This window comes from Ruegeria sp. AF2, from assembly GCF_056542025.1.
In genome coordinates, this window is sequence record NZ_JBQFZC010000003.1 from 90540 (window position 1) to 109854 (window position 19315).

Annotated in this window: 16 protein-coding genes and 1 tRNA gene; 8 read left to right on the forward strand and 9 right to left on the reverse strand. The window is 56.4% G+C overall.

What is annotated here, in order from left to right; genetic code table 11:
- Positions 1–67: 67 nt before the first annotated feature.
- A complete protein-coding gene (locus ACR0NM_RS11180; protein WP_480614719.1) occupies positions 68–1507 on the forward strand; it encodes an amidase family protein in 1440 nt (479 codons plus the stop codon).
- Positions 1508–1778: 271 nt separating this feature from the next.
- Here ACR0NM_RS11180 and ACR0NM_RS11185 read toward each other — a convergent pair whose 3' ends face one another.
- Positions 1779–2540, reverse strand: a complete 762-nt coding sequence (locus ACR0NM_RS11185) for an NAD kinase (RefSeq protein WP_170391948.1) — start codon at positions 2538–2540, stop codon at positions 1779–1781.
- Between the two features lie 168 nt (positions 2541–2708).
- Here ACR0NM_RS11185 and glyA point away from each other — a divergent pair, with 168 nt between their 5' ends.
- Positions 2709–4004, forward strand: a complete 1296-nt coding sequence (gene glyA / locus ACR0NM_RS11190) for a serine hydroxymethyltransferase (RefSeq protein ID WP_170648058.1) — start codon at positions 2709–2711, stop codon at positions 4002–4004.
- Between the two features lie 68 nt (positions 4005–4072).
- On the opposite strand, the gene ACR0NM_RS11195 is transcribed toward glyA, so the two are convergent.
- Positions 4073–4447 (reverse strand): hypothetical protein, encoded by a 375-nt coding sequence (locus tag ACR0NM_RS11195; RefSeq protein WP_170391953.1) that lies wholly within the window; start codon positions 4445–4447, stop codon positions 4073–4075.
- Positions 4448–4536: 89 nt separating this feature from the next.
- Between ACR0NM_RS11195 and ACR0NM_RS11200 the strand changes: the two genes are divergently transcribed.
- Complete coding sequence (locus tag ACR0NM_RS11200; protein ID WP_170391963.1) at positions 4537–5295, forward strand: alpha/beta fold hydrolase; 759 nt, start codon at positions 4537–4539, stop codon at positions 5293–5295.
- Here ACR0NM_RS11200 and ACR0NM_RS11205 read toward each other — a convergent pair whose 3' ends face one another.
- The 6 genes from ACR0NM_RS11205 to ACR0NM_RS11230 form a co-directional block, all read right to left on the reverse strand.
- A complete protein-coding gene (locus ACR0NM_RS11205; RefSeq protein WP_170391965.1) occupies positions 5296–5481 on the reverse strand; it encodes a hypothetical protein in 186 nt (61 codons plus the stop codon).
- A gap of 83 nt (positions 5482–5564) precedes the next feature.
- The gene (locus ACR0NM_RS11210; RefSeq protein WP_480614722.1) at positions 5565–5957 is read right to left on the reverse strand and encodes a rhodanese-like domain-containing protein; all 393 of its coding nucleotides are present in this window, start codon (positions 5955–5957) and stop codon (positions 5565–5567) included.
- Between the two features lie 72 nt (positions 5958–6029).
- Positions 6030–7370 carry an HlyD family type I secretion periplasmic adaptor subunit gene (locus ACR0NM_RS11215; protein WP_170391969.1) on the reverse strand — a complete coding sequence of 447 codons (1341 nt, stop codon included), beginning with the start codon at positions 7368–7370 and terminating at the stop codon, positions 6030–6032.
- Positions 7371–7373: 3 nt separating this feature from the next.
- Positions 7374–9680 carry a type I secretion system permease/ATPase gene (locus ACR0NM_RS11220; protein WP_480614725.1) on the reverse strand — a complete coding sequence of 769 codons (2307 nt, stop codon included), beginning with the start codon at positions 9678–9680 and terminating at the stop codon, positions 7374–7376.
- 36 nt (positions 9681–9716) lie between these two features.
- Positions 9717–11663: a type I secretion protein gene (locus ACR0NM_RS11225; protein WP_480614728.1), complete on the reverse strand. Its 1947-nt coding sequence runs from the start codon at positions 11661–11663 to the stop codon at positions 9717–9719.
- 128 nt (positions 11664–11791) lie between these two features.
- On the reverse strand, positions 11792–14239 hold the full coding sequence (locus ACR0NM_RS11230; RefSeq protein WP_480614731.1) for a beta strand repeat-containing protein: 2448 nt from the start codon (positions 14237–14239) through the stop codon (positions 11792–11794).
- A 613-nt stretch (positions 14240–14852) separates the two neighbouring features.
- On the opposite strand from ACR0NM_RS11230, the gene ACR0NM_RS11235 reads away from it, so the two are divergent.
- On the forward strand, positions 14853–15614 hold the full coding sequence (locus ACR0NM_RS11235) for a helix-turn-helix transcriptional regulator (RefSeq protein WP_480567185.1): 762 nt from the start codon (positions 14853–14855) through the stop codon (positions 15612–15614).
- Positions 15607–16104: a hypothetical protein gene (locus ACR0NM_RS11240; protein ID WP_480614734.1), complete on the forward strand. Its 498-nt coding sequence runs from the start codon at positions 15607–15609 to the stop codon at positions 16102–16104. Before ACR0NM_RS11235 ends, ACR0NM_RS11240 begins: the two co-directional genes overlap by 8 nt.
- An 8-nt stretch (positions 16105–16112) precedes the next feature.
- On the opposite strand, the gene ACR0NM_RS11245 is transcribed toward ACR0NM_RS11240, so the two are convergent.
- Positions 16113–16198 (reverse strand) — tRNA-Leu (locus ACR0NM_RS11245).
- Positions 16199–16401: 203 nt separating this feature from the next.
- Here ACR0NM_RS11245 and ACR0NM_RS11250 point away from each other — a divergent pair.
- From ACR0NM_RS11250 to ACR0NM_RS11260, 3 genes are read left to right on the forward strand one after another with little or no spacing between them, the layout of a single operon-like run.
- Positions 16402–17445 carry a pyridoxal-phosphate dependent enzyme gene (locus tag ACR0NM_RS11250; protein WP_480614736.1) on the forward strand — a complete coding sequence of 348 codons (1044 nt, stop codon included), beginning with the start codon at positions 16402–16404 and terminating at the stop codon, positions 17443–17445.
- Complete coding sequence (locus ACR0NM_RS11255; protein WP_170391992.1) at positions 17442–18587, forward strand: M24 family metallopeptidase; 1146 nt, start codon at positions 17442–17444, stop codon at positions 18585–18587. The genes ACR0NM_RS11250 and ACR0NM_RS11255 overlap by 4 nt, the downstream gene beginning before the upstream one ends.
- Positions 18584–19297: an aspartate racemase/maleate isomerase family protein gene (locus ACR0NM_RS11260; RefSeq protein ID WP_170391994.1), complete on the forward strand. Its 714-nt coding sequence runs from the start codon at positions 18584–18586 to the stop codon at positions 19295–19297. The genes ACR0NM_RS11255 and ACR0NM_RS11260 overlap by 4 nt, the downstream gene beginning before the upstream one ends.
- The last annotated feature ends 18 nt before the right edge of the window (positions 19298–19315 follow it).

A 19315-nucleotide genomic window follows, 5' to 3' on the forward strand; every position in this document is an offset into this window, starting at 1 on the left:
CCGTTTTGCGATTGCGGGGCTTGTCATTGGGTCCTCCTCACCTCAGTTTGAGGTGAGGAGGACGAGCATGACACAGGGCGATATCTGGCGTTTTGATGCAACAGAATTGGCTGCGCTGACCCAAGCTGGCGAGTTGAGCGCAGAAGAGGTGATCAGTGATGCATTGGAGCGGATGTATCAGGTAAATCCCTCGCTGAATGCTGTCGTGGACGATCTGGGCACAGAAGCGTTAGAGCGTGCATCTGCGCTTGATCAGGCGCGCCGCAATGGTGCCTCGGTTGGGCCGCTGCATGGGGTCCCCGTGACCATAAAAGTGAATGTCGACCAGAAGAACCATGCCACCACAAATGGTGTGGTTGCCTTGAAGGATGTCATTGCCCCTGATGACGCACCGGTGGTTTCAAACTTGCATAAGGCGGGGGCCATTGTCATCGGGCGGACCAATACGCCCGAATTCTCGTTCCGCGCTGACACGGATAATCCACTTCATGGGCGCACTCACAATCCTTGGGGCCGCCACATCTCGCCCGGTGGGTCGTCCGGGGGCGCGGGGGCTGCGGTCATGGCGGGAATCGGCGCACTGGCTCATGGCAACGATATCGGAGGTAGCTTGCGGTTCCCTGCTGCAGCCAATGGTGCGGTTACAGTGAAACCGGGGCTGGGCCGCGTACCGGCCTGGAACCCCAGCCAGAAGGTGGAACGCGGGATGCTGGCACAATCGATGTCGGTACAGGGCTTGATCACAAGAAGCGCAAAGGACCTGCACCTTTCGATGCCCAGCCTGATCGCCCCGGACGCCCGCGACCCCTTCCATGTGCCAATGCCTTGGCGCGGCGCGGGGCCGGACGTCCCAATCAAAGTTGCGTTCACCAAAAATACGTTCGAATACGCTTTGCACCCCGAAGTGGACAAAGCGCTAAGTACCGCTCGGGAGGCGCTGGTAGATGCCGGATATATAGTTGAAGACATTGATCCGCCGGATGTGTTCGAATGCGGGCGCATCGGCTATCGCGCGCTGATGGGTGAAGTGCTGACGTTGATGAAAAACGATATCGAGGCAGTCGGGTCTCAAACCATCCGTGATATTTTCGAGGTCTATTTTCAGGAGTTTCCTCCGATCGTAGGCGACGAACTGATTCAGGCGTTGGCGCAACGCAGCCATTATGCGCGCCAATGGTCGCTATTCATGCAGAAATATCCTTTGGTCCTGTCTCCATTCCTGCCGCAGCCGTTCTTTAAACCTGATCGCGATACCGAAGGTGCCGAAGGCGTTCATGAGGTGTTAGGATGCGCGGTCTATTCTTATGCGATGAATTTCCTCGGGCTGCCCGCCGCCAGCGTTCCCGCACGCTTGGCCGAATTGCCGAATGGGCCGCAACCGATCAATGTTCAGATTGCTGCTCGACGCTGGCGTGAGGATATGGCGGTGGATGCAGCGGTCGCGATCGAAGCGCGTGTGGGGCAGATGGCTCCGATTCTGTGGGATCGAATGAGCGCGCAAACCTGAGACATCGTCACTCAGGCCTCACAAATGAAATAGACCCCGGGATTTTGTCCCGGGGTCCGCATACTAAAATATGCCCGGATTAAGATGACGAGCGTAGCACCACCCACCCTCGCCAGCGCGAAAACTGCGCAACCATTCGAAAACACCTTTAGATGGCCACTCACTTCCACCTCGGCGTGTTCTCCGGGCAACTTGAAGTTAACAAACCCTTATCGCGTTGCATGTGAACTGGTTCACACAAGCGGTGGAAAAATGATCAACACGCTGAGATTTAAGTAAATTGTTCAGAGATCAACCGTTCTTCCAGGCCGTGGCCAGGGTCAAATAGAATACGATGCTGGATCGCAATCTCAGACCTGATCTCGACCCAATCGATATCCGGAAACGATATGGAATCGGCCGCAACGATAACCGGGCGTTTGTCAGCCTCGATCACATCGAATCTGACTTTCGCAACTTTCGGCAGCAAGGCGCCACGCCACCGCCGGGGGCGAAACGCGGCGATTGGCGTCAATGCCAGAACGTCCGCGCCAATGGGTACAATGGGTCCGTGAGCGGAATAGTTATATGCGGTTGAACCCGCCGGCGTGGCAAGCAATGCACCATCACACACGAGTTCGGCCATACGTACCCGCCCATCGACGCTGATCCGCAGCCGCGCTGCCTGCGGCCCCGCGCGAAGCAGCGAAATCTCGTTGATTGCAAGTGCTTGGTGCTTTTGGCCCGCCTGGTCCATTGCAGTCATCGCCAGTGGATTGATGACTTCTTCCTCTGCCTCTGCTAGCCGGGCCATCAGATCAACTTCGGCATATTCGTTCATCAGAAACCCGATGGTACCGCGATTCATTCCGTAAACCGGCTTATCCAGGTGCTGGACGCCCTGCAACGTCTGAAGCATGAAGCCATCACCACCCAGCGCCACCACAACATCTGCGTCTCTCGGCGCTGCATTTCCGTAGCGCGCGACAAGCGCATCCCGGGCGGTCTGCGCAACCTTGGCATCGCTGGCCAGAAAGGCGATTCTCTTTGTCATGTTTTATAGTTTCCAGTGCTGCACATTTGGTTCCGAAACAAACATACCTTTCCGCAATAGGCCAGAGTTGACGCCATAGAGGGCCATTTCGTCGCTTTACAACCTTTCTGACACACGTCGTTTCCGATAGGAAATCCGCCAGATACACCCCAGCCATGCGGAGCGCACATGAACGCCAATCTTCGTGACAACGGATTTTTCACCCAGTCCCTCGCGGATCGTGACCCCGAGCTGTTCGGCTCGATCACATCTGAATTGGGCCGCCAGCGCGACGAGATCGAACTGATCGCCTCGGAGAACATCGTCTCTGCCGCCGTGATGGAGGCGCAGGGCTCGGTCATGACCAACAAATATGCCGAAGGTTATCCGGGCCGCCGGTACTATGGCGGTTGTCAGTTCGTCGACATTGCCGAGAACCTGGCTATCGACCGTGCCAAGCAGTTGTTTGGGTGTGAGTTTGCCAACGTCCAACCGAATTCGGGATCGCAGGCGAACCAAGGTGTATTTCAGGCGCTGATCAAGCCCGGTGACACCATTCTAGGAATGTCGCTGGATGCAGGTGGTCACCTGACCCATGGTGCGGCGCCGAACCAGTCGGGCAAGTGGTTCAACGCGGTACATTATGGCGTGCGCAAGCAGGACAACCTGATCGACTATGATCAGATCGAAGTGCTGGCAAAGGAACATAACCCCAAGCTGATCATCGCCGGAGGCTCGGCCATCCCGCGCGTCATCGATTTTGCCCGCATGCGTGAAATCGCCGATATGGTCGGCGCCTATCTGCATGTGGACATGGCCCATATCGCCGGTCTGGTTGCCGCAGGCGCGCACCCTTCGCCCTTCCCGCATGCGCATGTGGCCACCACCACCACGCATAAAACCCTGCGCGGCCCGCGCGGCGGCATGATCCTGACCAATGATGAAGCGATTGCCAAAAAGGTAAACTCGGCCATCTTCCCGGGCATTCAGGGTGGCCCGCTGATGCATGTGATTGCTGGCAAGGCCGTTGCCTTTGGCGAGGCACTGCGTCCTGAGTTCAAGGACTATATCAAGCAGGTCGTTGTGAATGCGCAGGCCCTTTCAGATCAGCTGATCAAGGGTGGCCTGGACACTGTGACCCACGGCACCGATACCCATGTGGTTCTTGTCGACCTGCGCCCCAAAGGCGTTAAAGGCAACGCAACCGAGAAAGCTTTGGGGCGGGCACATATCACCTGCAACAAGAACGGTGTGCCGTTCGACCCCGAAAAGCCGACGATCACCAGCGGTATCCGTCTGGGCTCGCCCGCCGGAACCACCCGCGGTTTTGGTGAGGCCGAGTTCCGCCAGATCGCAGACTGGATCATCGAAGTGGTCGACGGTCTGGCCGCAAATGGCGAAGACGGAAACGGTGCGGTCGAAGCCAAAGTCAAAGCCGAAGTCGCCGAACTTTGCGCGCGCTACCCGCTTTATCCGAATCTCTGATCCGATACGGACTTAAAACAGAAAACGGCGCCCTGATCGGCGCCGTTTTTCTTTGAGGCCAGCAGCGTTCAGATATACCCGCGCCATCGTAGTACGAATACAGCCAACGCCGCCAACACGATCAGGCCCAACGCAAGCGAGCCAAGAAAGCTCAGGAACCATCCCCAACGTCGATCTGCCAGATTGATCGCGTTCAGGTGGCCTTGCACCTCGTCCGACGCTTTTTCGAGCCGGGGCATATCCAAAACCATCCGCAGTTTGGGATGCTCGGCCATCTGCTCGGCCTCTGCCAGAACCAAGGCCTGTTTATAGACCTTGCGCGGCAAACGCCGCTTCGCGCGACGGACCGAGGCAATCAGGGTCTTGTCTTTCACGCCAAGCTTTTTACGCAGCAACCGAATGGTCTCTGCGATCCGGGTCTGGATATCGATTTCCTGCGTCATTGGCGCCTCCTGACGGAACAATGTAGCCGCGCGTCACACCGGCGACAATGGGGCTGGTTGTTCCGCGCGGTGACGCGTATCACAGAAGCATGCTGAATACGATCATCCATGGCGACCCGACTGATCATCCGCCCCTGCTGATAGCGCATGGCCTCTATGGTTCGGCGCGCAACTGGGGAGTCATTGCGCGGCGACTGTCGGACGAAAGACAGGTGATTGCCGTCGATATGCGCAATCACGCCTACAGCTTTTGGGATGCTCAGCATGGCTACCCAGATTTGGCGCATGATCTGGCAAAGGTCATCGACAGCGTTGGCGGCATCGCCGATATCGTCGGGCATTCCATGGGTGGAAAAGCTTCGATGGTGCTGGCGCTGGAATATGGCGATCTGGTGCGCAAGCTGGTCGTCGCAGACATCGCACCAGTGGCATACAGCCACAGCCAGATTCAATTCATCGAGGCAATGCGGGCGGTCGATATGTCCCGCGTTCAGCGTCGTTCAGATGCCGAAGCACAGCTGGCCGATCTGGGCGTCGAAAAGGCGCTGCAGAGCTTTTTTACGCAGTCTTTGGATGTTGAGGGAAGCCGCTGGCGGCTGAACCTAGATGTACTGGCCAGCGAAATGCCAAAGATCATGGGCTTCCCCGAGATTTCGACCCATTGGGACGGCCCCGCTCTGTTCCTGTCCGGCGCAGCATCAGATTATGTGCAGCCCGAATACCGAGAGCAGATTCGCACCCTGTTTCCTGCAGCTCGCTTCGCCAAAATTCCCGGTGCGGGGCACTGGCTGCATGCCGAGAAACCCCGCGAATTCGAAGCTGCAGTCAGGACCTTCTTGAACGCTTAATCAAGCGCCTTGATACAGGCGTTTTGCCACCAGCCACGACACCGGCGCGGCAACAACCGCCCCTGCTGCTGCGGCGGAAACGATGGCCATCCAGGTCACCATTCCAACCGCTAGGACCGCAATCACGGCAGAACCCGCGATGGCTGTGGCGATCAAAGAATAAAGCGTGGCTGCTAGGCGTATCATGGCCAGTATCCTGTGTTTAAGCTTCTGGCCTTTACATTACAGCAACGGAATATGTGTGACTTTGATTTGGGTCAGATATGTAGCTACATCCCGCGATCCATGGGCCCGGTCGCCTCACCACCGCCATTCACCCAATCCGCAAAGCCACCCAGATTGTAGACGTGTAAATATCCCATTTCCTTAAGCAGTTTTCCAGCCAGCGCTGCCCTTCCGCCAGACGCACAATGCAGGATGATCACCCGATCCCTGCGCAGTTCTGCATCATGGGAAGGCAACTCGGGGTCGGCCCGAAACTCCAGCATACCGCGCGGGATATGATGCGCACCGACCGCGCGCCCTGTCCTTTCCAGTTCAGGCGCATCGCGAATATCCAACAACAAGGCACCCTGCCCGATCAGTTCTTTCGCCCGGCTGGTATCGATACGTTCAACCACCGCGTTCGCAGCTTGCATCATGTCTTTGACCGTCAATGGCATTTGCACCCCTCCAGGAAATGAATCCGTGAAAGGCTAACATGCAGAAAATTGAAGGTGTAGACGTTCAGACGCTTAATGTTCGCGGAAAGCACGCGACATACTGTCAACCACTGGCTTGGCGATATAGGCCGCAAAGGTGCGTTCCTCGGTCTGGATCATGATCTCGGCGGGCATTCCGGGTGTCGGCACGAAGCCCCGCACGCGCCCCATCTCTTCCGTGGTCAGAGAAATGCGCGCCAGATAGACCTCTTGCGGCATACCGGCAGAATCCTCGACAAGCGAGTCAGCCGAGACGTAATAGACCTCGCCCTCAAGCACTGGGGTTGTCCGTTGATTGAGCGCGACTAGGCGCACCGTCGCGATCTGCCCGGTGACCACGCTGTCGATCTCGGTACGAGGGATCTGCGCCTCGATGATTAGCGGTGCATCGGCGGGCAGAATCTCAGCAATCTGTTCGCCAGTTTCGATCACCCCGCCCGGCGTGTGGTGATGAAGTCGCACCACTGTGCCGGTCACCGGGGCACGCACAACCGCACGGGCCAGAACGCTACGGGCCTGGCGGGCTTTTTCACGCACACTTTCAAGGTCGGCTTCAATCACGCCCAACTCGTCCAGCGCGGCCTCACGGTAGGCTGAGCGGGTGCGCAGAATCTGCTCTTCATACTTCAGCAGCATCTGGTTTACCTCGGCCGTTTCAGCGCGCAGACGCGCCAGTTGACCTTCGGCTTCGGCCTGCACCCGGCGGATCGTATTCAGATCACCTTTGCGCACTAATCCTTTTTCAAACAACGAATATTTGGTCTCGTATTCTTCCTCGAGAATCTCTGATCGCCTTTCCATGCTGACCAATTGTGCTTCAAATCCTGACGCACGAATTTTCAACGCCTCCATGTTGCGCTGCAGCAAAGCAATATCGTTCAGCAGTGTCTTGCGCGATACATCAAAGCTGAGTTTCTGATTGTCGAGGATCGTCATGACCTCAACGTCGTCCGATGCTTCGATCAATCCGGGCGAAAACACGAGGGTTTCCTGTTCGCTGTGCTCGGCCAATAGCCGTTCGGTCATAGCCTGAAGGCGAAGTTTGCGGATGAACAATTCGCGTTCACTCGCCTCGGCCGAAGTCTGGTCCAAAGTCATCATGATCTGTCCGGCTTGAACAGATTCACCTTCCGAGACCAGAATGTTCTCGATGATACCGCCTTCCAAATGCTGCACGATCTTGTTGCGGCCGGTCGCGACAAAGCTGCCTTGCGCGATGACTGCAGCGGCCAGAGGTGCACGGAAGGACCAGACGCCAAAGCCGCCAAAACAGACAATAAGCATGATAAAGCCAATCACGATGAATTTGGTGATCGAGCGCGGAACCTCAGAGTACCAAAGACCGCCTTCATCGGTGCGTGCCACGTCGTTCATCGCTTAATCCCCCTTGCCCTGTATTTCGGGCGGTTGCTGGCGCGGCCCGTTGAGCTGTTCCAGCACCTGTTCGCGCTGCCCGAACAGCGCCACGCGCCCATCGGTCAGCAGCATGATCTTGTCGACAACATTCAACAGAGTCGGCTTTTGCGTAATCACCACAACGGTGATCTTGCTTTCCTTTGCTTGCTGAATTGCGCGCGCAAGCGCCTTGTCACCTGCCACGTCGAGGTTCGAGTTCGGCTCATCCAGAACAACCAAACGCGGGTTGCCGAAGAAGGCACGCGCCAAAGCAATACGCTGCTTCTGGCCACCTGAGAGAGGTGAGCCGTCCGCAGCAACCACCGTCTCATACCCCTGCGGCAGTGTAGCGATCATGTTGTGCACGTCGGCCAAAACGGCGGCATCGTGGATCTGCTCATCCGTGGCATCGGCACGCATCCGGCCAATATTGTCTTTGATGCTGCCGGGGAACAGCTGTACGTCTTGCGGCAGATAGCCAATATTTTCGCCAAACTGGCGGGGATCCCAGTTGCGGATATCCATCAGGTCCAGCCGCACACTGCCCGAGGTCGGCAGGATCGAACCCACCAGCGTTTTACCAAGTGTCGTTTTGCCTGCGCCTGAATTCCCGATGATCGCCAGAGTTTCACCTGGGTTCAGCGCAAAGGTAATCCCGTTCAGAACCACCCGCTTGGTGCCGCCTGGGACATACAGCAGGCGTTCGACATCCAACCGCCCCTCAGGCCGTGGTAGGCGCAGTTTTTCATATTGCAGGGCCGAGTTCGACAGCAGAGCCTTGATCCGCCCAAAAGCGCCGCGCGTAAGCAGGAAGGTATTCCAACCCTCGATTGATCCTTCGATCGGCGCGAAAGCCCGCCCCGCGATGATCGAGGCGGCGATGACCATACCGCCGGTAATTTCGCCCTGCAGCGCAAGAAATGCGCCCCAGCCCAGAATGCCGATCTGCGTCAAAAGACGGACGGCACGTGAAATGGCCGCGAAGATCACGTTACGATCCTGCGCCTTGACCTGCCATGTCAACGATTGTGCGGTGTCACGCCCCCAGATGCGCACTGCCTCGGGGATCATCGCCAAAGCGTTGATGATCTGACTGTTGCGCGACATTGAATCCAGATGCTGGTTCGCCATTGATTGCGCCTGATTGGCCTTGGCAAAGGGCTTGGCGGTCATTTTCTGGTTGATCAGCGCGATGATCATCAGAATCACGGCCGTCGTCACCACAATCATCCCAAGTTGCGGATGCACCAGAAAGATCATCAGGATGAACAGCGGTGCAAATGGTACATCCAGAAATGAGATCAGAGTGCCCGAGACCAGAAAGCCCCGCACCTGTTGCAGATCCCCAAGTGTCTGATATTCGCGTCCGTTGCCGTGCAGCGAGGCATGGGCCGCAGCGCTAAGAACCGGGGCCCCAAGACGGGCGGCGACCTCGACCGCTGTACGCATCAGCATGAACCGACGAACGGCATCAAATGCGGCTTGAAAAATGACTGCTCCGGCAACGATTGCCGTCAGCATGATCAACGTATCCAGCGAGCGACTAGTCAGAACCCGGTCACTGATCTGAAACAGGTAGATCGGGATCGCTAGGATCAGGACGTTGGTCGCGCAGGTCAGTACCAGCACGAAGGCCAGATTGCGCCAAATCGCGCGCAGTGAGGTACGCAGCGTCTTCTGGAAATCTTCAGGCGGCGTGCGTTTGTGGAATGTTTGGGGTGGCCCCTTGCCATCGCCACCACCCGTCCCCGGGCGCAGCAAGGGTTGGTTGGCCTTGGCCTCGATCGTGGTGCCCATGCGGTCTTTACCATCCGACGGCGCAGAGGGGGTCATGCGTGCAGTCGATTGGTCGGCGGTTTCACAATCGGGGGCTTCGGTATCGGCCACCCCAGTGTCGCCACCCGCAGGATCCTTATCTTGCGCGGGCCGCGACGACGCGCGCCGAAGGGGAGAACCAGCGCGCGGTTGTGATGTTTGATCCAACTGCTCTGCCTGGGTCTGCCCCGGATTATCCGGTTGTGTCGTCGCCTGAGGCGCTTCTGATTGCCGCGATCGTTTCGCGGGCCCGGCAACCGGGGTGTCACTTGCTTCCGGGGTCTCTGGTTTGCTTTCGGGTTCCGCCAGTTGCATATCACTTGTCAAACGCAGGCGGGACGCTGTTTTTGCAAGTTTACTTTCATTTGGTTTTGCTACCCGATTTCGGGGTTCCAGGGTCAATGGGCCTCCGCCTCCGTGCCGGTCCAATGGACTTGCAAAACGGGTGCGGCGCGACGAAAAAACGATCGACATAAACTAACCTTCCGGTCACTCGTAAATCAGGAAATATTAGGCCAGCATGGTCTGCAGGCCATCGGAGGAATTCGCCATTTCGCTTGGCGTGAGATCGTTACCGTTAGGCCCAATGCCATTGTCGTGACCTGGCATACCCGCCTCTTCCATGATGGCGGCGATTGCCTCGTTGGTCATCTCGGCGATGTCCTCATTCGTGGGCATGTCAAGCAGGCTTGCCTGATGCAGTAGCAGGTCAGAAAATGCCCCATCCTGAGCCATAACAACCGAATCCACGCCGGCCTTGGTTACATTGGCGGCGTTCAGCATCGCATTGCTGCCTGCCAGAACCTCGGTCTCGTCCGCGTGGGGACCATTCAGATATACGTCATCCTGATCGGCAAGCATCGTCGATTGCTCGGCCACGTTGACCTGAACCAGCGATCCATCGATCTTGAGGACCCGCATCTGCTCCATGCCAGCAAACATCGGATCGTTCATTAGCGCCTCTTCCAGCGCTGCCATGTCGTCCTCGCCCATGGTCATGGCGTCGGCCATGGAGTCGTGCATCGCCTGATACGTATCTTCGCCTTCTTTCTTGAGAGAAACCTCGTTCATAACCAGGTTCTCGTCCGATCCATCGATGGGTCCGGGCAATCCGCCCATCACCACATCGTCATCCAATAATACGTGCGTCTGGACAAACGCATCGACCGATATCATGTCACCTTCGATCATGATCAGGTCATAATAACTGCCAAGTTGAAGAATATTGGTGACATCAATCAACTCGTTGTCGCCCAATGCGTACAGCGTGGTCGTCGCGTTAATCTCGGTATCAATATGATCGATATCCGTTGCGTCGATGTCCTGCTTGACAAAATTAGCAACGATCAGGTCGGTCGTAATCCAATCAACATGCACATATGCCGGGGCATCGTCTTCACTTGAACCTGTCTTAAGCCAAGGGGCTGAGTTGCCTTCGACCTCGATCGTCGACGAGTGCACCACATTGGTGCCCGAGCCGCCATTCGTGCCCTTGTCTGTGTCAGATACAACGGCGACCTGGCTCACCATGGCCAGTTCGATTGCTTTTCCACCGACCGCAATATAAGGCGCATCGACCCAGGCCACAGTTGCGTTCATCTCGTTGATCGCAAGGTTGCCGCCAGCGATCACCGTGTGACCTTCGGCAAATTCGTCTTCCTCGTCCTGAGCCCATTCGGCGGGCATCATATCGGGCGTTTCGTCTTCTTCTTCCTCGTCCGGTCTATGATGCGCAGGCAGAAGATCTTCCCATTCCGGGGCTTCGTCCACATACTCACCATTGACGATCACGCCCATCGCGTCTTCGCCGTGGAACTGATAAACAACTGCGCCTTCAACTTCGACATTGATCGGGGCCAACATCGCTTCGGCCAAAGACTCGACGTATTCAACCGACAAGTAGTCCGAGATCGAGAACGAGGGCACGGCAAACGCGTGCATCGATGCTGCGACCTGCGCAGCCGCCTCGGCCAATGCGATCAACTGATCGACATCGCGGAAATCTCCCTCGCCGACAACGTCATTGTCGCGTAGGAAAATCGTCTGGAACGTATAGGTCACGGCAGACCCGATAAGCTCTGTCACAATCTCCAGCTGCTGCTCGATCACAAACGTTGCACCTAGGCCGGTTGTCGCTTCGGGTAACGGCGGACCGTCTGAGAGTGGTGGTTCAAGTATAACGACCGTTTCAAATTCAGGGCCGTCGGTTGGGGGTGGAAGTTCAGGAGTGGCGGGGGGGGTGTCAAACCGATAGGAAAGCGGACCATATTTGCCTGGGTCCAATTCAAGATCTGCCTTGATCCGGAACTTTGCGGGTTCTTCCAGTTCGTCCAGTTCCGCCTTGCGCCGCATGGCGGTGAACTCTTCGTACTGATCCCTCAACCGGGCTTTTTCAATCGTAAGATCAAAAGATCCAATAAAGTGTGCAATCTTTTCGGTAACACTATCGAATGACATTTCGATGATCCCTTACCCCCTTGCCGACTAAAATTTCCGGTTCGGGATTTGCTGGGCCGAGGCCACATTACGCGGCCCCGGCGATTTCATTGAACGGGGGCCGATAATGCGGCCCCCGCGAATTGGTCTTAGACCTCGGTGTCGTCGCTCGAATAAGTCGAGGTCATCGAACCGCCAACCATGGTCGTATCGACCGAGTTACCAAGCACGTTGGCACCCTGTACGATCGATTGGTTGAACGCGTTCGTATCGACGACTGCTGCTGCGGATGCATAAGACTCGCCGTTGACGATACCATCGCCACCATTATCCGAACCCCAGGTACCGCCATTACCGCCAGCACCACCGGCACCCGAATATGCACCGGATGCTTCACCACCGGTGTTCATTGCACCTGTGGTTGCACCACCAGTAGACGAGCCCATGACGTCGCCGCTGGTACCGCCAGTCGATGCCGCTGCACCACCGGCACCGCCGTCACCTGACATCGCAGTACCTGTTGCATCACCTGAAGCCATCGAGTCCGCATCATTATCGGACGAAGCATCTCCACCGTATCCGGCAATCGCTTCGGCAAGGCTTTCGGCATAACCATCGTTGGCTGAATCGGCCCATGCTTCAGAGTCACCGCCGTTTCCGGCTTCGTTGGTTGCGTCAGCTGAACCAGCACCGCTTCCGGCCGAGCTTGCCTCGGGGTTGGCCGTACCGCCAGCGCCACCAGTACCTTCGGCCGATGCCATTCCATCGCCGCTGGCGTCTGCTGATCCATTACTTGTGTTGGTACCACCATTACCACCAGAACCGTCAACGTCCTGATCATTGTCGGCAGAGCCATCGATATCACCAGGTGACTGCGTAATTACAGGGCCGACAGCATCTTGGTCACCAACACCTTGCGCATCCGCATCCGTGTCAACGTAGCCGCCGCCTGCACCACCGGTTCCTGTACCGCCAGCACCCGGTCCGCCAGTACCTGTGCCACCAGTACCAGTACCTCCAGTACCCGTACCACCAGTACCTGTACCGCCAGTACCCGTACCGCCGGTACCTGCACCACCAGTACCACCGTCTCCGCCGGTACCGTTCGAGTTACCAGCTGCTGCAGCTTCTTCGTCTCCGTCAGGATCTTCCTCTTCCACAAGGAGTACCGGGAATGGGAAGGCTTCTTCTACCGAGCCGGAATCTCCGCCGGTGCCGTCGCCACCATTGGCATTGCCACCGGAGCCTTCGCCACCAGTGCCTTCACCGCCTGAGCCTTCACCGCCTGAGCCTTCACCGCCTGAGCCTTCGCCCCCTGAGCCTTCGCCGCCGGAGCCTTCGCCGCCGGAACCGCTACCGCCATCGGCATCATTCCAGCCCATCGCGCCAGCGCCAGCCAAACCCAAACCAATATTGCCTCCAGAGGAAGACTCGTTGGCTTCGTTGGTTCCGTCGCTAGAGTTGTCTGCCGAACCATCGTTATCGGCATCACCAGCGCCACCATCGGCACCGTCGTTGGAAGCATCGGTGCCTGCCAGACCAAGGCCAGCAGCTAATGCCCCAGATGTATTGTCACCACCGTCTGCATCGCCATCGGCGTTCGCTCCGGACAAACCAAGACCAAGACCAAGGCCAATCGATCCGGCATTACCACCGTTACCACCAGTCGAGTCACTATCGGAACTCGCTTCGCCGTGGTTGTCGGCATTGGACTCGCTGTCTGCTGCGCCGCCTTCGCCGCCGGTGCTGTCACCGTCTGCGCTGGCACTCGAATGACCAAGACCCAGGCTTGCGTTATAGGTATCACCCGAAGATGCGCCATCTCCACCTGTCGCAGCGCTATCAGCATTTCCTGAATGACCACCAAAGGCCAGCGAATGGCTGCCATTGGTGTCGCCATAGGCTTCACCACCATAGCTCATGCCGCCATCGCCAGAGGAGCCACCGTCGTTGTTTACGTCGATACCATCTTCAGCATAGGCTTCACCGCCGTTGGCGTCACCGCTTTGTGTGAAATCACCTGAATTCTCGACACTTGCTGTACCCAAACTGTCATTGTCTTCCAGGCTGGCAAACTGCTGGTTGATCGACGCGAAATCATTTCCGGGCCCGTCTTGCGAGATATCAATATTGACGTCGTCGCCGGGATCGTAGTTTACATCGTCACCGGCAGTAATAACGTCGCCGACATCACCTTCAACGTCCTCAATATCAACGTCGACTTTGTCATCGTCGCGCGGAATCCACTCTCCGCCGCCGAAGTCAATATCTACGGTCGCGGTATTGGTGTTGCTGTCGTCACCGCCATTGGTCTGTGAGTTGCTGTCGTTACCACCATTGGTGTTGCTGTCGTTACCACCATTGGTGTTGCTGTCGTTACCACCATTGGTGTTGCTGTCGTTACCACCATTGGTGTTGCTGTCGTTACCACCGTTGGTGTTGCTGTCGTCGCCCTGCTGTTGTTGCTGCTGCTGTTGCTGTTGGTTCAAATCTTCAACAGCCATCTCTTCTTCTTCCAGCTGCGGTTCGTCTACAACAGGATCCTGATCGTCGATAACTTCTTGGACATCGGTGATTGGAGCTAATCTGCGTTCCATAATAAGTTCCACTTTTGCTGAAGCACCAGACCGCCATTCATCTACAAAGCGGTAACAGGCGCGGTTTGAAACAGACTTTGCGCGCAACGTGTCAATCTGGACACTCGCGCGGCCGTGAAGGTCTTCTGTTTGGTTTGCCCCCCTTTCTCGGCTAAGCCGATTCCATGACCACGGAGAATTCGCAGAAATACGCGGACCGCAGGCACGTCAGGTCTAAGATCACTTCACAAATTGAAGCTTGGGCATGGTTGCAGCGATAAGGGGATGTGCATAGCTGGCCGAAAGGGCTATTTTCCGTAATTAGCTGTTTAATATATATATTTTTCGAAATCTGGCGTATTTCGCACCAGATTTGCCTCAGAAACAATCATGCGCAAACATATAGGATTATTAACCCTGAAATTTCATAAAGTTACGCTAAAACTATATACGAAAAACCTGATCAAAGGTTCTAGTAGGCGGTATTGCGGAACCCGCCTTTGGTTGCTGAAACACGTACTTTCAGCTATGATAAGGTACTATTTGAGTTCAAAGTTAATGTTTCGCGCCACCCAGTTCTGTGCCCGATTTAAAGTTTCAGAGGGCGGCGTTTGTATTAGTGGGGGGAAGATCAATGAATATTTCATTGCAAGAAGACGCCCGTGATCAGATTGAATATCCCGAAGAGCTGTCGATCATTTTTATCGGCAAGGAATTGTTCTACTCGAACCAAACCCTGAGAAGTGTTCAAAGCGAATTCGGCGTTCGTGCGTCAAGATATGAAAGCCTTGACGACCTGCTTTCCGAGAGTGGGAACCCTATTCCCTCCGAGCGCATCATTGTCGTGGATCAGATGATGCTCGAAGATCTGTTGGCGCGGCCCGCTGATTACTCCCGGCTCGCCGAGACAGGATGTCTAGCCTTCGCCTATCGCAAGAAAAGTCCGGCCCGGGTTCTGTTCGAACGCTGGGATCGTACCCGTTTCGGCAGTGTCGGGTATTTGCCAATGAACGTGGCGCCGGATGTTTGGCGCGCAATACTGCGCCTTCTGATGCACGAAGAGCTACACCTGCCCTGCTTTCTGGCCGACAGCATGACCGCAACACAAAGTGCGCCAGGCACACCTATCGAAAAACAGCCTGCAACCAGAACCCGGTCGCCTGACAAACTGTTGCGATACTCAAAGCTGACGCGCCGCGAAAAGCAAGTCCTGAGGCTGGTATCGCAAGGCAAGAGCAACAAGACCATTGCGTCGAATCTGGGCATCACCGAACACACCGTCAAACTGCATATGCACAATGTCTCAGGCAAGATCGATGTGAGCAACCGGACTGAAGCTGCGCATTTCTACTTTGAGGTCGCGCCGAACGAAGCGCGCAACGCGCCCGTTGGATGAGGCATTCGAAACCCGGTTCGACCGGCTCATTCTGTTGGTGGGTCGGCTCAACTATATGTGGACGAACACGGAAAGCCTGCTGATCCACCTGATCGCAGGTCTGACCGGGGCCAACAAAGATGTTGCGGTCATCTTATTCCTGACGCTTAACACCACACGTGCCCGTATCGATCTGGTCGAACGTCTCGCCAAGATGGAGGGTCGCCCCCCTGAAATCCGCGATCCGATTCTCGAACACACCCAGCGGTTGTCGCGCCTGTCCTCTATTCGAAACAAGTACAATCACTGCATCTATTCTTTCGATCAGGAAAGCGGAAATCCAAAGACCATCCTGATGCGCATTGCTGATCGCAAGACCGACATCAAACTTGGTCGTGAAGACACAGTTGACGACAAAGCAATGAAAGAAATCGAGGATGTTGTCACTCAGCTCTCGAATGCCAACAGGGATATCTGGAAATTGATCACCCAGCTGGGTTTCCCTGTCTGAGATGGTACTGGTGCGGGCGGTGGGACTCGAACCCACACGGCACTAAGGCCTTCGGATTTTAAGTCCGATATGTCTACCATTCCATCACGCCCGCACATCATCGTCGAAGTTTTGTCTCACCGCGCCGATGTCGTGTGCAGACACTTACAACCAACCAAAACGATTGAAAAGATACTCATTCATCAGATCCAGGGATGCATGCAGAACACCAACACAATCCTGCTGAATCAAGGCCGAGCTTGACAGCCTTTGGCCAATTCGTTCACGTCGGCGCAACACAAGATCAGGGAGCGAGCGATGAAACTAGTCAGTAACCCGTTTCGAGGTGGTTCTAAGCTTTCGGATCAGGCCCCTTATCCCTCCGTAGAGACAGATGGGTTGGGCCGGCATCGATTCTTCTGCCCTGACTTTGTCGAAACGCCCCTTGCGGATGCATCGGCGCTGGCACCCGTTGCGAATCTTTGGGTTAAAGATGAGCGGAGCCGCATGGGCCTGGGGTCGTTCAAAGCACTGGGTGCGGCTTATGTGATCGCCTGCCAAGCAAATGACATCTCGGTAACGCCAGATGGTAACACGCTCAAAGGGCGCACCTATGTTACGGCAAGCGCGGGCAATCACGGGATGAGCATGGCCGCGGGCGCGCGCGCCTTCGGAGCTGATTCAGTTGTCTACATCGCAGAAACAGTGCCAGAGAGCTTTGCAGATCGCCTGCGCGCTCAAAACGCACAAGTGGTCCGGGCGGGTGCGGATTACGCCGCCAGCATGGAAGCAGCCAGTCAGGCGGCGCAGGACAATTGCTGGACTTTGCTCTCGGACAGTTCCTGGGAGGGGTATACTGAACTACCGTACTTGCTGATGGAAGGGTATCTGCAAATGGCGGTCGAAGCCGCCGAGCAATGTACTGAGGCACCAACGCACGTTCTTTTGCAAGCCGGTGTTGGCGGCATGGCCGGAGCCGTCGCTGCCTATGCGCGGGTCGTTTGGGGAGATGCTCCGCAGATCATCGTTGTCGAGCCAACCTCTGCCCCGGCGCTGCAGGCCAGTATCGAAGCGGGGCATTGTGTGTTTGCTGACGGGCCCGACAGCATCATGGGGCGACTGGATTGCAAAGAGCCCTCGCTGATCGCCTTGAACGGCTTGGCCCGAGATGCCGATCTGTTTGTGACAATCGAGGATGACACTGTCGAAGCACAGCTTCCGGCTATGGCGAAGGCCGGGTTGGAAACCAGCGCTTCGGGCGGTGCTGGCATTGCGGCCGTTCTGAACGACGCGATCCGTAGTGAACTGGGTATTGGACCGAATTCCAAAGTGCTCTGCATCTTGAGCGAGCAACCTGCATGAGAGGTTTCGCACCAGAGGAATTCGCGACCCGCGTTGCGCGCGCCCAGCATCGGATGCAAGAAACCGGGCTATCGGCCCTGTTGCTTACGACTGAGCCCCAGCTTCGCTATTTCACAGGTTATCTGACCCGTTTCTGGGAAAGCCCAACGCGGCCTTGGTTTCTGATCGTTCCGATTTCTGGCAAGCCGGTTGCAGTAATCCCATCCATCGGTGCTGCATTGATGGCGCAGACATGGATCGACGACATTCGAACCTGGAGTGCACCCGACCTTGAAGATGATGGGGTATCCCTGCTGGCCGATACACTGAGAGAGTTGACGCCTGAAAACGCCTCAATCGGCTGCCCCGACGGGCATGAGACCCATGTAAGGATGCCACTGGCCGATCTAAGGCATCTCGAATCCGCAATTGGAGCGCGCCAAATTACGGGTGACCATGGCATCCTGCGGGCGCTGCGGATGGTGAAATCTGACGCCGAGATCGCAAAGATTCGAACTGCCTGTCAGATTGGTGCCCACGCCTTTGCACGAGTGCCCGAGATTGCCTCAGCAGGGACACCGTTGGATCAGGTGTTTCGAAACTTTCAGAGACTCTGCCTTGAAGAAGGTGCCGACTGGGTGCCCTATCTGGCCGGAGGGGCCGAGCAAGGCGGGTACTCGGATGTAATCTCACCCGCGACACAGACCCCGCTTCGTATAGGCGATGTGCTTATGCTCGACACCGGCCTCGTCCACGATGGCTATTTTTGCGACTATGATCGCAATTGGTCCGTCGGCCCAGCGACCAAGGCGGTACGCGATGCACATGCCAGACTGGTCGAGGCTTCGGATGCAGCGTTTGATCAAGCCCGTCCCGGCGTGCCGGCTTCTCAGCTTTTTCATACGATGAACAGAATACTTACCGATGGCAGCGCGGGTACCGATGCCGGGAGACTGGGCCACGGGTTAGGAATGTCGTTGACCGAATGGCCTTCGCTTATTCCCGATGATCATACTGAACTGCAACCGGGAATGGTTTTGACGCTTGAACCGGGTATTGCGGTCGATGGCAAAATTCTCGTGCACGAAGAAAACATCCTGGTAACCGAAGGCGCGCCCGAATTCCTCAGCCCCCGCACCGGACCAGAGATCGCCGAGATATGAGCACGTTGCCGTACACACTGGATCCTGACGATCCCTCGGCCGTACCAATGGGGCTGATCGTTTTACAGACTGACGAGACAATCGAACCTGAGTTTCGTAGCCTTTTTATCGATGACAAAAGCCCGCTTTATGTCAGCCGCATTCCCAGCGGGACCGAGGTTAACACCGACACGCTGGCGCAGATGGAGACCGACTTGCCTGCAGCGGCTGATTTGCTGCCAAAGGCGCGGCCCTATCGAGTTGTTGGCTATGGATGTACGTCAGCCAGTTCGGTTATCGGCTCGGATCGGGTTGAGCAGATGGTCATGCAGTCCTGTAATACATCGACCGTCACCAACCCGTTGCGGGCAGCCTCTGCCTGCGCGAGACATTTGGGCGTCTCAAAATTTGCGCTGCTGTCGCCTTACATTGAAGAAGTAAACACTCCGTTGCGACGCGCGTTTGCAGAACAAGGCATCTCGATGGATGTGTTTGGCACTTTCGGCGAATCCGAAGAAGCCAAAGTTGTGCGGATCTCAACCGATTCCGTGGTCGATGCCGCCGTGCGACTGGGAAGAGATTCAACAGTCGACGCCGTATTCCTAAGTTGTACGAACCTTCGGACACTGACGGCTATCCCAAGGATCGAAGCGCAGATCGGTAAGCCTGTCCTGTCAAGCAACCAGAGTTTGGCCTGGCATATGAAACAACTGAACGTGTCGCAAAATTAGGCAAATGCGGCGTTTACG

Bases quoted from the DNA above. Each gene is read 5' to 3' on its own strand.
- ACR0NM_RS11180 (WP_480614719.1), top strand. From the start codon at position 68: ATGACACAGGGCGATATCTGGCGTTTTGATGCAACAGAATTGGCTGCG.
- ACR0NM_RS11185 (WP_170391948.1), bottom strand. From the start codon at position 2,540: ATGACAAAGAGAATCGCCTTTCTGGCCAGCGATGCCAAGGTTGCGCAG.
- glyA (WP_170648058.1), top strand. From the start codon at position 2,709: ATGAACGCCAATCTTCGTGACAACGGATTTTTCACCCAGTCCCTCGCG.
- ACR0NM_RS11195 (WP_170391953.1), bottom strand. From the start codon at position 4,447: ATGACGCAGGAAATCGATATCCAGACCCGGATCGCAGAGACCATTCGG.
- ACR0NM_RS11200 (WP_170391963.1), top strand. From the start codon at position 4,537: ATGCTGAATACGATCATCCATGGCGACCCGACTGATCATCCGCCCCTG.
- ACR0NM_RS11205 (WP_170391965.1), bottom strand. From the start codon at position 5,481: ATGATACGCCTAGCAGCCACGCTTTATTCTTTGATCGCCACAGCCATC.
- ACR0NM_RS11210 (WP_480614722.1), bottom strand. From the start codon at position 5,957: ATGCCATTGACGGTCAAAGACATGATGCAAGCTGCGAACGCGGTGGTT.
- ACR0NM_RS11215 (WP_170391969.1), bottom strand. From the start codon at position 7,370: ATGAACGACGTGGCACGCACCGATGAAGGCGGTCTTTGGTACTCTGAG.
- ACR0NM_RS11220 (WP_480614725.1), bottom strand. From the start codon at position 9,680: ATGTCGATCGTTTTTTCGTCGCGCCGCACCCGTTTTGCAAGTCCATTG.
- ACR0NM_RS11225 (WP_480614728.1), bottom strand. From the start codon at position 11,663: ATGTCATTCGATAGTGTTACCGAAAAGATTGCACACTTTATTGGATCT.
- ACR0NM_RS11230 (WP_480614731.1), bottom strand. From the start codon at position 14,239: ATGGAACGCAGATTAGCTCCAATCACCGATGTCCAAGAAGTTATCGAC.
- ACR0NM_RS11235 (WP_480567185.1), top strand. From the start codon at position 14,853: ATGAATATTTCATTGCAAGAAGACGCCCGTGATCAGATTGAATATCCC.
- ACR0NM_RS11250 (WP_480614736.1), top strand. From the start codon at position 16,402: ATGAAACTAGTCAGTAACCCGTTTCGAGGTGGTTCTAAGCTTTCGGAT.
- ACR0NM_RS11255 (WP_170391992.1), top strand. From the start codon at position 17,442: ATGAGAGGTTTCGCACCAGAGGAATTCGCGACCCGCGTTGCGCGCGCC.
- ACR0NM_RS11260 (WP_170391994.1), top strand. From the start codon at position 18,584: ATGAGCACGTTGCCGTACACACTGGATCCTGACGATCCCTCGGCCGTA.